The organism is Caldicoprobacter algeriensis, assembly GCF_023838525.1.
In the GTDB taxonomy this organism is placed as follows: Bacteria; Bacillota; Clostridia; order Caldicoprobacterales; family Caldicoprobacteraceae; genus Caldicoprobacter; species Caldicoprobacter algeriensis.
Genome location: NZ_JAHUQD010000010.1, coordinates 24,302 through 36,723, shown reverse-complemented (window position 1 = coordinate 36,723; position 12,422 = coordinate 24,302). Strand labels below are relative to the sequence as shown.

Sequence of the window (12,422 nt, the reverse complement as noted above, 5' to 3'; positions counted from 1 at the left end):
CCGACACTCCTCTATTCCTTTATTCCCGAAGTGGTCATGGTCTGAATTATATTGTTCTGTGTTATGATAAATAAGGTAATAGGCACAGTCATCATAAGCAAAGCCACAGCAGCAGCCACACCCGCCCTGGCAATACCACCAGCCAGTATCTGCTGGAGGGCGAAAGGCAGTGTCTTCAACTCTTCACTGTAAATGTAAGTACCTCCTGTAGTATTCCACAAATTTTGAAATACAAATATAACTAATGTAAGCCATGCCGGTTTAACGGTGGGCATAGCTATCTGCCAAAATACACGAAACTCGCTAGCCCCATCTATCCTGGCGGCTTCCAGCAACGAATCGGGTATTTGCTCCATAAACTGCTTCATCAAGAATAATCCCAAAGAATAGGCCAGTTGAGGTATTATGATAGCATAATAGGTATCTATCCACTTCAAAAAGGACATAATCAGATAGCTGGGTATCGCAGTAACATGGTATGAAAACATCAACGATGCTACCACAATACTAAAGAACAAACTCCTGCCGGGGAATTTGTGCTTAGCTAAAACATATGCCGCCATAGAGGCTACTACGACATGTCCTACTGTTCCCACCACCGTTATGAAGACGGTATTTAATATATATCTTGAAAAGGGAACCCATGACTGCTGCATCAAAATGAAGAGGTCTTGAAAATTCTCCAGTGACGGATTCCTTACAAAAAAGCGCGGTGGGAATAAAAATATCTCATCCAACGGCTTAAAAGCATTTGATACAGCATATATAAGTGGTAAAGCGAAGAACAAGCCGAAGAAAATCAAAATTACAATATTTGTTATATCGCCACTTAAAGAACGGTTTGGCTTTCTCTGTTTTAGTCTTATCCTCACCTTTACCATATCAGTTGCCTACCTTCCTCAATAATCTCTGTACAATCCGATTTGTGCCTACCATAGCAATGAACAACAACGTAGCTATGGCAGAAGCGGTTCCCATTTCAAATCTTATATTGCCATAGTCCACAAGATGCGATACCACGGTGTGCGCAGCATAATCTGTACTAGGGAAACCGACCAGTGGTACAAGTATTTCATGTATGGCAAACGATGAAGTTATGGACATAACAGCGCCGAAGAGCAGCTGTGGTTTCATTGAAGGCAGAGTTATATACCACAGTTCCTGCCACCTATTTTGTATGCCATCTACATATCCTGATTCATAAAGCGTATTATCTATACTTTGTAGTCCTGCTATAAATGACAAGAATCCCGTACCCAGGCTCATCCATAGTACCACTATTATAGCAGCTGTTCGCATATAAGCAGGGTCGGTAAGCCACTGGATCGGCTCATATATAATACCAAGCCTGATAAGCATACTGTTTATATACCCATAAGCATCGCCGCTGAACAGCGTATTCCATATTATATATGCCTGCCCAGAAATGGTAGGAGCATAGAATATGACCACCATTATAGCTCTTATCTTGGGAGGCAACTCATTTATCATCCACGCAAAGAACAGAGCTGCAAAATATCCGATAGGTCCAGTTATAGCTGCAAACAAAAAGGTGTTTTTCAGCGCAATCAAGAACACTTCATCATCTAAGAGCAAATTTATATAATTCTGAAATCCAATCCATTTAGGCGGTTCAAGTATGTTGAAGTAGGTAAAACTTAATCCCATTGACACCAGCACGGGTATAACAGTAAATACCGTGAATATTAGCGCATACGGTGCAAGGAACATATAAGAAACCTTATTCCTCTTTACCTCTGCCCACGCATAACTTATCCTTGTCTTAATGGGTATTTTGGTATTAGGTATTATAACAGCAGCCATTTTTTCACCTTCCCGTATCATTTTTTAAATCTTCCAACGTTGGCAGTCCAAATTCAATGCGCTTGTTGGTGATCTCTTCATTTATCACGCGTACATAATCCAGTATTGTCTCTCTCGAGTCCTCTCCGCCGTATACGACTTTCCTAAAAGCATTATCCAAATGCCTCGGCATAAAATACCCACCCGGAACTTCTGGATTGCCTTTAACCCACTGCCACTGCTCCATCAAATTTTTATAATCCTTAATAGGCCATGGCAATTTTTCTAAAGCCTCTATGTTAGCAGTTGGATACCTACCTGCTGCTCCTAGAAGGCTTTCCATCTCTCGGCCAAAGCGTTCCTGGGCCTCGGTGCTGGTCCACCACTTTAAAAATTCCCATGCAGCGTCTTTATCCCTCACGCCCCTCACAATCATGGCTGCCGTCCCACCGCTGGGCACCGACCTGTCTATAAAACCATCAGGTTTTTTCATTCCGGGTACGGGTGCAAAATCCCATAACCCTCTTATTTCAGGTGCAAATACAGATAAGAAATTATACGTCTGATAATCAGCTATGCCAATGGGCATTTCACCAATTCTAAACCTGTTAGCAAAATCGTACTGTACAGGGAACTTATAGTTTACATACAGCTCCGTCCACATCTTGAAGGCTTCAATAGCCTCCTCTTCATTCAAAGCAGTGGATATACCGTCTTCTCTATAGAGTTTACCACCCATTTGATACAGGAGCATGGTAAACGATGTCATGCCTGCGCCCGGCGTTTGTGTGGTAGAAATTGGTATGCCAAAATCCATGTGATTTTTCTGTATAACCGGCAATATATTGAATACATCTTCCCAGGTTTCCGGTACCTGCAATCCAAGCTCTTCTAATATATCAGCCCTATAAAAAAGCATCGGAAAACTTTGGGTTTCTGGAAGAGCAAAGACACCGTTATTAAACCTATATGGAACCAAGGCACTATCATGGAATCGTTGTGCCACCTCATAGAAATCCTCAAACTGAGTAAGATCTATAGCAGCACGCCGCGTAGCAAAGTTGACGGGATCGCCGATGCCTAGTTGCAATGCAACATCCGGCCCTATACCTGCCACAACGGCGGGCAACAGCGTACCCGGCTGTACCAACTCCAAATTTACTGGTATACCGGTTTGTGGTGTAAAAGTATCGTCTATGATCTGCTTTAACACCTGTGCCTGATCCCTACCGGTCTGAATCCATACCTTTAAAGCTTCTCCACTGTATACATTGCCTATGCTGTTATAGTCTTCGGTAAAAGATGCTATAAGCGATCTCACCTCATGAAAAACTTTTTGAACAAAATTGGTACTCACTTCCGGAAGCCGCTGTGTCGGGGATCCCAGCCATATATAATCTATCTCCAGCGGCTGTTCTCTGGCCGACAATATCCATGTACCAAGGCTCCCTATATTAGTTTTAAAGTCATTAAGCATCCGGGGTATCCGCTCCGGCCTTCTTGCCATATCCCTGAGCTGATACGACAAGCGATAAAGTATAGCACTCTGAGAACCCCTCTGCCCAGTATAGGCTATCAGCTGTTGCGCCATTTTATCTATTATATCTCCCTGTTCGTCCAATTCTTTTATTACATCAGGAATCTGCTGTTCGAGTTGATAATCCCTATACGGATCCGGAGTGGGAGTGGTCACCATTATGATCTTCCTGTAAGCCTCGTTTAGTCGATACAGGCTGGATTCTACGGTGCGTATAATCTCTGCCAGAGCGCCCAACGTAACCTCTAGCTTTATCTCGTGTTCTCCTTTTTCGAGATAAAACAAACACGGTTTGCCATTATCATCTGTCAGCTCATACATCACCCAGTCGTTTTTATATTTAAATTTTAGGTTTTCGGCTTCAGCAAATGGAACTTCGCCATCGATCAAAAGCCGTCTATTACTAAATGAACCTCTCACCATATTTTGCCGCACTTTGAATGCCAGCCTATACAATCCATCTTCGGGTACATTTACTTTCCATACAATCCATTGACCGGGCAGGTTCCACCTGTAGCCACCTATGATATTTAAGCGTATTTTGGAAGGATGATACGGTTCGGTAGAAGGTGATGCTCTGTCATATACAGGATAAAGCGTTGGATCGGATTTTAAATAGGCATGTTCACCCTGGACTTTGATGGGAGTACCTTCATAGTTCTTATAACCTTTTTTCTGATATGTATCAGCTATCTGCTTGTACGGCAGGCTTTTAGGCGCTTGCTCTATAGTGATGGATTTTATGGCCATGGGCTCTTTAACCGATACCAGCCTTATAGTATTTTCTCCCGCTTCAAAATAGAAGTAATAAGGCTCATTATAATAGCCCATATAATCCTGGAAATAACTTTGCTCCCATCTAGGGGATTCTGCTTGACTTGGGCGCATATCGTTACCTCGGTTATCTTGCTTTATAGGCTCCGCATCGCTCCATACCCTTGAAAAGGTAAGGTGCCCTGCTCCAAAGAAGGGCAGCTTGCCATTTATCCACAATTCCCTCTCAATGGATGAACCCCTGCCCTTTATGGGATAATACTCGATCTTTATATTGTATAAGCCTGCTTTATTTATATTTACTTTCCACTCGATATATCCCTCTTCATCAGTTTTAACCGCTTTGCCTGGGATTCCTCCAAGCCCTTCAACAATATCGACAGCCGGCTCGGCAGCTATAAAATCAACTGCATTTATAGTTATGCTCTCATCAGGATATGGTGCATCTTTATGTTGGGATAGGTATACCTCATAGTCATCCCTTATATTTACTGCAGCAAATCCTCGCTTATTTTCATTCTGTGCTCGGGAAACATTTATCTTGGGGGTTATAAAACTGGAAAACATCAATAAAAAAATTGACAAAGCCAAAATGAAGCCCATCCTTGCTGCACTTTTAAAATCCATTTCCCCTACCCCCTGTTTACAACTTTTAGATCTTTGGTTAAACTGATTATTGATCTGGCAATATAATCAATATGATCATAAGTCTGATAATATGATACAATTCCATAGAAAGCATGTTAGCTGCCAGACTTTCTGGCTTAGGTAGGTAATAAAAATAAATTGGACGTTTGAGCTTGACCTGATTGTTTTTTTCGTGTACACTATGATAAAATTTCATTTGCAGTTACCGTGCAAAAATGTAGATTGCCGTACAACGATATGCAGGAAAACAGGTGAGAGATCCGTGATAAATGATAATTTTGTAATTGGCATTAAAAAGTCTGTTCCCGTTGTGCTAGGTTATATTCCAATTGGCATGGCCTTTGGAATACTAGCAAACCAACAATGCCTATCAATCTTCGAAATATTCTTGATGTCGTTCATGGTATATGCCGGTGCATCCCAGTTTATCGCCACAGCCATGATAGCGTCAGGCGTCAATGCCGCCTCCATAATTTTTACCGTATTTCTCGTGAACCTACGGCATATGCTCATGAGCGCCTCGTTATCGCCCTACTTCAAAAAAGTACCGTCACTTGTTCAGGCCACCATATCCTTCGGGCTGACAGATGAAACCTATGCCGTGGATATCACTCATTTAAAAGAGCACGTGCCTTCTACCTCTTTCTTTGTGGGGTTGCATACTATCTGTTATGCGGCATGGGTAATTAGCACGGTTGTAGGCGGCATGCTTGGCAATCTGATACCCGACCCTACCCGCTGGGGTATGGACTATGCCCTATCGGCGATGTTTATAGCCCTGCTGTGCATGCATATAAAGGATAAAAGGGATATACTTGTAGCCGTTTGTTCGGCAGCTTTTTCGCTGTTTATAACAGCAACAGTAGGAGGTAGCTGGAATGTCATCATAGCTACGGTATTAGCTGCAACGATAGGAGTGAGCACGGAACTATGGAGCAAAAAGTTATCCTTATCATCATCGGAATGAGCCTTGTGACCTATTTGCCCAGGATGTTGCCTATGGTGCTGCTGTCAAAAGTTAAACTGCCACCGCTGTTCTTAAAATGGCTGCAGTTTATACCGGTAGCTGTACTGTCTGCGCTGCTGGCTCCCGCCATCCTGGCGCCGCAGGATGAGCTTTCTATCGGACTTGACAACAACGCCTTTATAGCATCTATTCCCTGTTTTTTTGTGGCAATCAGGACCAAAAATTTATTCCTCACCATAGTGGTGGGAATACTTGCGATGTTTTTATTGCAAAACCTATGAATCCCCTGTTACCGCTCATCAACCGCACACTTACTCACTTTAACATGCCCCTGATTGCATGTATAAAATGGGAGAATACGATGCCCGGTTCCTCCAGGTCGTAATACCAGCGTTTAAGCCACTCCAGAGAAATATACCCTTTGTAATCATCCTGTAGCAGCAGATCAATCGCTTCCTTTATGGGAATATCGCCCTGACCAATGAGGCAGTACCTGACCCTGCCCTTTTCCATTAGCGAATCCTTTACGTGAACATGGCGAATATACCTTTTAAGCCTGTTATATGTCAAGAATACCGACTCGCCCATAAACCTGTATGGATGATGAACGTCCCACAACACCCTAACATACGGATGTTGAACCTCTTCCATGGTCTTTATCATCACGCTCGAATTGGCAAACACCCCGTTGGTTTCAAGCAGTACCATTACCCCTTTTTGAGATGCATAATCTCCCAACACCTTGAGCATCCTGATCACCTGCTTTACATCCACCGGCGCCTTCGGGGAAGGTTCGCTGTCTCCCAGTACCCTGACAAATGGAGCATTCAGTTGCTCGGCCAAGTCGATGTATTCCATACCTTCCTGTATATATGATTCCGCATCCTTTTCGTGTAAATAACACGAGGAAGTGATGCAAGAAATCTCCAGCCCTTTGTCCAATAACTGACGTTTTGACGTCTGCATGTTTTCAGGAAGAAATGGCTTAGCCTTGGGCACGTAAATCTCATTCCCCAGACCTCTTAGCTCTATACCATCATATCCCAGATCCTTGGCTGCAGCCAGGATTTCCTCCCATGACCAATCCGGACATCCCAATGTAGAAAAACATATCTTCATAAAACTCCTCCCGTTCATCTGTGTCTCCTTACTATTTTATCATGCACTATCGATAGTTGAAAATTCTTTTTTGCGAATGTAAAGCATAGGATTAAAATGAGAATCTATTGGGGAGATGGTGCCGATGAAGAATAAAAAATACGTAATTCCTATAATACTTTTTCTCGCCGCATTTATGATTGGATGTAGCGCCAGGCCGCCCCTTGCTTTGGATGTATCCCGTACAAACGACGATGATAACGATAAAGCACATGAGGGATACTCGGCCATAATGTTTATGACCGATCTAGAAATCATAAAAAGGGCCACCGATCACCTCAAAAGCCATGGTGAAAAAGTAGCTTTTGAAGAAACCGAAATATCCATTCATCACTGTGACACCGAAACGGTAATATGCACAGATCCAAAAGGCAACCGCATAACTTATAAGGGAGACTATTTAAAGATAGTGTTTTATCCACCTTCAAAGCCCTTGAACCCTGAATACAACAAATGCTTTACGGTATACCTGGACCAAGAGGGCGACGTGTTGGGATATACCAGCCAAACCGTTCAAGGTGACTGACAAATAAAAAAGGAGCATTATGCTCCTCAATTTTTTATACATTAGGTCCGCTTAATATGTCTATCACAAAATTTTGGAAAACTTTAAACTCGTATTTTCGGCCCACCTGTATATTGGGCAAAGGTTTATTGGCATCTACAAGCAACATCTGTTCTACTCCATCGTTCTCAATCAAAACTTCATAATAGTAGAGTTTGTTGTCTTTGTAAACAGGCTGGGTGCCAACCCTTTTCACTACGCCCGATTCAACCCTCTGCCGTCCAGTAAACATATCCCCAAGGAATCTATAATATGCCAACACCTGGCTGCCGTACATGCCCCAGATAAAAATATCGAGGCATATTCCAATCAACAATATTATCATGCCCAAAGTATTGTTGACCATATTGGCCAGTACAATGGAAATGACCAGAAAGGCAATCAAAACAGCACCAAGCAAAATGATTATGCGCTTCAATTGTTTCCCGGTTTGTTGCAAATCTTCCTGGCTGTACATTCAAGAGACCCTCCCCATTAATAGGATTTTTTACTTTATCCGGTATCAAAAAACATCGCTGTGTGTGACAATCAGCTCATCTAAAGTCAAACAGAGAAGGTTCACCAATAAAATTATATCATATAAAATTGAGTATTTGCACTATCTATGCTCAAGTTGGGTTTACTTTTGAACACAAAAAATAAGAGGGAGGCCTTTACCTCCCTCTCTTTTTGGTGGGGCGTACAGGACTCGAACCTGTAACTTCCACCACGTCAAGATGGCACTCTACCAGTTGAGTTAACGCCCCGTGTCACAACTTGCATTATTATATTAACCCATCTTCACTAAATTGTCAAGCGGTATTTTTGGGAGATCTCGAATAGGTGTAAAGATATTCACCACTACGAACGGATATCCAGCAATATCGAAGATAAAAATTTATCAAAAGAATAGAAGTCGCTTCCACCCTTTTGATATATACAAAACTTAAGGATGGAAGCAACCTCTTGTAAATTTAAAACAGCAATATTATTTCCCATTAAATACCAAATTATAAGTCAATTCATTCTCATTTATATATTTTCCAGCGGCTTTACATTGCCAAAATGAGGCACAGGTCCATTGACAGGAGCAGCCCATCTCACCGCATTCTTTATGACGCGCTGCACTTCTGGCTGATAAAAAATCGGGAATGTCTCATGCCCCGGCCTGAAATAAAACACCTTCCCTCGTCCCCGGTTATAGCAGCAGCCGCTCCTGAATACTTCCCCTCCGGCAAACCAGCTTATAAACACCAGCGTATCAGGTGCCGGAACATCAAACCTCTCACCGTACATCTCAGTTTGAGGAATTTCAAAATACTCGCCTAACCCCTCTGCAATGGGATGTCCAGGCTCCACCACCCAAATGCGCTCCTTCTCGCCCGCCTCTCGCCATTTTAAATTGCAGGTGGTGCCCATCAACTTTTTGAATATCTTGGAAAAATGCCCTGAGTGTAAAACAATGAGCCCCATCCCGTTTAAAACCCTATCGTATACCCTGTCCACAACTTCGTCTCGTACCTCATTGTGCGCTATGTGCCCCCACCAGATGAGCACATCAGTGGAATCCAGTACCTCTTTAGTAAGCCCATGCTCTGGCTCATCCAGCGTCGCTGTCCTTACTTCAAAGTCAGATTCCTGAGACAAAAAATCCGCAATGGCCCCATGGATGCCTTTAGGATAGATCTCAGCTACCTTTTTATGGGTCTTTTCGTGTCGGTTTTCATTCCATACTGTCACTTTAATATTCCTGTTTACATTCATGCAAATGTACCCCCTTAATTTCAATTTACATTTCTGATAAAAAACACTTTTTATAGCTCGGGTACACGGAACCCAAGCAAAATTTAACCTTTTACAGCCCCGGCGGTAAGGCCAGATATAATTCTCCTTTGAAATAGCAACACCATAACAATAAGCGGTAATACTACAACTACCGAAGCTGCGGATATATCGCCCCAGGGCAACATATACTCGCCAGGGAACATGGCTATCCCCACCGGTACTGTCCTCAGGGCATCCTTTGTATTAAAGGTCAATGAGAATAAAAATTCATTCCACGCTGCTATAAATACCAGTATGGCTGTGGTGAATATTCCAGGTGCAGCCAAAGGAAGTATTATTTTCACGAAAGTGTAAAATGGTGAAGCACCATCTATTTTTGCAGCCTCTTCCATATCAGCCGGGATAGTTCTGAAAAACGTAGTTAAATTCCACATTGAAAGCGGTATAGTTATGGTCGTATATGTCAAAATAAGGCCCAGATACGAATTGAGGAGGTTCCACTGCTTCATCATCAAAAACAAGGGGCTAACTATGGCTATGCCAGGAAACATGGAAACCGATAACGCCAAAGCCAATATAACATTTTTCCCTTTAAAGTGTAACCTGGCCAATGCATAACCTGCAAATGAAGTAACAAACACAGCAAGAGCTGTAGTAGAAATGGCAACTATAGCGCTGTTCTTCAAATAAGTCAAAAAAGGCCTTTTGGTAAAAGCAGAAATATAAGAACCCAAATAAAATCTTGACGGCCACCACTCCGGGGGTATATTCCACAATTGTTCGGGCGGCTTAAACGAGGTTATTATTTGCCAATAAAAAGGAAACACTATTATGACTATAAATACAGCAACAGCTATATAAAAGGCTATATTTGACAATTTATCTTTTCGCATACTTTCGCCTCCGCTTAATCATTCTGGATATTTAAGAGGTAAATATATATTAAGCTTATCAAGAATACGAATATAAATATTAATACTGCTATTGCAGAACCTAAACCAAAATCCAGATTTCTAAAAAGCATAGTATAAGCGTACATTGAAAGAGTCTCAGTGCTATTGCCCGGTCCACCGCCTGTCATAACAAATATCAAATCAAATACGCGGAAAGCATCAAGGGTGCGAAATATAAGCGCCACCAGCATGGTTGGCATTATAAGAGGCACAGTGATATTAAAAAATCGCCTTATTCTTCCAGCACCATCTACAGTAGCAGACTCATATAGCTCAATTGGAATAGTTTGAAGGCCGGCCAATAACAGTAACCCCATAAAAGGCGCTGTCTTCCAAACATCGGCTATTATAGCGCACCATAAAGCCGACAGCGTACTACCCAACCATGGCTTATATTGATCTATAAGGCCCATCCTTAATAATATATCGTTTATAACGCCAAACTGGTCATGGTACATAAATTTCCACATCGTAGCCGATATTGTAGTAGGAATAGCCCAAGGCACCAACACTGCAGCGCGTACCAGTCCTCTACCTTTAAACGGCATATTCATAACAAGAGCCATAGTAAAGCCTATTACTAGCTCCATAGCTACTGAAACTATCGTAAAAAACAGTGTATTACACGTAGCATTCCAGAATCTCTCATCCTTCAACAACTTTACATAATTGTTCAATCCTATATATTTAGCCGCATCAGGGAATTGCATCTTCATATCAGTCAAACTTAAGGAAAATGTTCTTACAATTGGAAATATTGCTATAAGCAAAATACATAAAAGTGCGGGCGTTACCATCAAATAACCTAGTATATTTTCGGGTATGCCAGTACTTTTTATGCTACGGCGTTTTTGCATGATAAAAACCCCCTTGGCTGTTTATAAAGTACAATCGGCCGAATGTTCGGCCGATTGTTGAGCAAAATTTTACTGCTCTAATATTTCTTGAATTTCTTTTGCCATATTCTCTATAGCTGTCTTGGCATCAATCTCTCCCATCAGGAATTTATGCGTATTTATTTGTATAGACTCTGATATTTTTGGATAAAATGGTGACACCGGCCTTGGTAAAGCATTGACCAATACGTCATACATACTTTCAAAATGTGGATTGGCCTTTATAACATCCGCATCTTTATATAAATTCTGACGTACAGGCAAAAAACCGCCCTCTATTGCTTGTATTTTTTGAGCTTCTTCGCCAGTCATAAACTCTATAAACGTCCACGCTGCGTCTTTATTTTTGGAATTTTTATTTATAGCTAAATTCCAACCACCCAACGTTGCCTTCCCTGTGGCATCTCCATTAGGCCCTTTCGGTATTGGAGCCACACCAACTTTACCCTTAACCGCCGACTCATCGCTGTTCAATTTACTCCACCAACTGGGCCAATTTCTCATAAAAGCCACTTTACCCTCTTGGAACATCACTCCACCATCATTCTCGATATAGGTAGTGACACCTTCAGGTGCTATATCCAGCATCTTCTTAAATATATTCAATGCCTCTATGGCATTCTCACTATTTAATACCACATTTGAGCCGTCAATTACCTTGCCACCATTGCTGTGGATATATTCTAGCACATTACATACAAGGCCTTCATATTGGTTGGCCTGAAATACAAATCCGTATTCAACTTTACCTTCGTCCATAAGCTTCTTACCAATACTATAAAGTTCATCCCATGTTTCAGGCGGATTAGGTATCAAATCTTTACGGTAATATAAAACGCCTGCGTCGGTATAAAGCGGCACCGCATATATGCTACCGTTATAGGTACAACCTTGAATCGGACCCTGCAGGAATTTTTCTCTTTCTTCTTCAGAAAAGTAATCGTCTAAAGGCAATATCCACCCAGCTGAAGCAAACTCCGACGGCCATATTATGTCCAAACGGTATACATCAACGCTGTCGTCCCCAGCGCTCAATGCAGTTACAAAAGCATTATGCTGCTGGTCGCTTTGTGATGGCATTTCCTGATAATTAACCTTTATATTTGGATATTTGTCTTCAAATGCTTCAAGCATCTTCTGGGTAGCTGGCGTAATGTCTTTACCTCTAGCATAAGTAATTGTAACCACTTCTTCGGATTTGGACTCGCTTACTTTTTCTTCTGGTTGTGATTCCGTGCTATTATCGCCAGACTTCTCAGAACTACCACATGCCGCAAGCATAAATACTAGCACCGCAAAGATCAACAGAAAAACCAATAACCTCTTCGTCCTCATAAGAAAAAACCTCCCTTTTTTA

General features: G+C 41.9%; 12 protein-coding genes and 1 tRNA gene. 3 read left to right on the top strand and 10 right to left on the bottom strand.

Translation table 11 applies throughout. The features are described from left to right. Positions 1 to 11: 11 nt before the first annotated feature. From KVG29_RS07395 to KVG29_RS07385, 3 genes are read right to left on the bottom strand one after another with little or no spacing between them, the layout of a single operon-like run. A complete protein-coding gene (locus tag KVG29_RS07395) occupies positions 12 to 881 on the bottom strand; it encodes a carbohydrate ABC transporter permease (protein WP_252227602.1) in 870 nt (289 codons plus the stop codon). Between the two features lies 1 nt (position 882). After that, a complete protein-coding gene (locus KVG29_RS07390; RefSeq protein WP_252227601.1) occupies positions 883 to 1,824 on the bottom strand; it encodes a carbohydrate ABC transporter permease in 942 nt (313 codons plus the stop codon). A gap of 4 nt (positions 1,825 to 1,828) precedes the next feature. Continuing rightward, positions 1,829 to 4,741, bottom strand: coding sequence for an extracellular solute-binding protein (locus KVG29_RS07385; RefSeq protein WP_252227600.1), 2,913 nt, complete (start codon positions 4,739 to 4,741; stop codon positions 1,829 to 1,831). 283 nt (positions 4,742 to 5,024) lie between these two features. Between KVG29_RS07385 and KVG29_RS07380 the strand changes: the two genes are divergently transcribed. Together KVG29_RS07380 and KVG29_RS07375 are read left to right on the top strand one after the other, a co-directional pair. Further along, entirely contained in the window at positions 5,025 to 5,729 is a 705-nt protein-coding gene (locus KVG29_RS07380; protein ID WP_252227599.1) for an AzlC family ABC transporter permease, read from the top strand. Further along, positions 5,693 to 6,010, top strand: coding sequence for an AzlD domain-containing protein (locus tag KVG29_RS07375; protein WP_025746843.1), 318 nt, complete (start codon positions 5,693 to 5,695; stop codon positions 6,008 to 6,010). Before KVG29_RS07380 ends, KVG29_RS07375 begins: the two co-directional genes overlap by 37 nt. A gap of 34 nt (positions 6,011 to 6,044) precedes the next feature. Here the strand turns inward: KVG29_RS07375 and KVG29_RS07370 are convergent, their stop codons facing one another. Next, the gene (locus KVG29_RS07370; protein WP_252227598.1) at positions 6,045 to 6,848 is read right to left on the bottom strand and encodes a sugar phosphate isomerase/epimerase family protein; all 804 of its coding nucleotides are present in this window, start codon (positions 6,846 to 6,848) and stop codon (positions 6,045 to 6,047) included. Between the two features lie 124 nt (positions 6,849 to 6,972). Between KVG29_RS07370 and KVG29_RS07365 the strand changes: the two genes are divergently transcribed. Next, positions 6,973 to 7,413: a hypothetical protein gene (locus KVG29_RS07365; RefSeq protein ID WP_252227597.1), complete on the top strand. Its 441-nt coding sequence runs from the start codon at positions 6,973 to 6,975 to the stop codon at positions 7,411 to 7,413. 34 nt (positions 7,414 to 7,447) lie between these two features. On the opposite strand, the gene KVG29_RS07360 is transcribed toward KVG29_RS07365, so the two are convergent. The 6 genes from KVG29_RS07360 to KVG29_RS07335 form a co-directional block, all read right to left on the bottom strand. Further along, the gene (locus KVG29_RS07360) at positions 7,448 to 7,909 is read right to left on the bottom strand and encodes a hypothetical protein (RefSeq protein ID WP_252227596.1); all 462 of its coding nucleotides are present in this window, start codon (positions 7,907 to 7,909) and stop codon (positions 7,448 to 7,450) included. 213 nt (positions 7,910 to 8,122) lie between these two features. Beyond that, a tRNA-Val gene (locus tag KVG29_RS07355) sits at positions 8,123 to 8,198 on the bottom strand. Between the two features lie 265 nt (positions 8,199 to 8,463). Continuing rightward, positions 8,464 to 9,195 (bottom strand): ThuA domain-containing protein, encoded by a 732-nt coding sequence (locus KVG29_RS07350; RefSeq protein ID WP_252227595.1) that lies wholly within the window; start codon positions 9,193 to 9,195, stop codon positions 8,464 to 8,466. 83 nt (positions 9,196 to 9,278) lie between these two features. Next, on the bottom strand, positions 9,279 to 10,109 hold the full coding sequence (locus KVG29_RS07345; protein ID WP_252227594.1) for a carbohydrate ABC transporter permease: 831 nt from the start codon (positions 10,107 to 10,109) through the stop codon (positions 9,279 to 9,281). Between the two features lie 14 nt (positions 10,110 to 10,123). Next, on the bottom strand, positions 10,124 to 11,026 hold the full coding sequence (locus KVG29_RS07340) for a carbohydrate ABC transporter permease (RefSeq protein ID WP_252227593.1): 903 nt from the start codon (positions 11,024 to 11,026) through the stop codon (positions 10,124 to 10,126). Positions 11,027 to 11,095: 69 nt separating this feature from the next. Next, on the bottom strand, positions 11,096 to 12,382 hold the full coding sequence (locus KVG29_RS07335; protein WP_252227592.1) for an ABC transporter substrate-binding protein: 1,287 nt from the start codon (positions 12,380 to 12,382) through the stop codon (positions 11,096 to 11,098). Between the last annotated feature and the right edge of the window lie 40 nt (positions 12,383 to 12,422).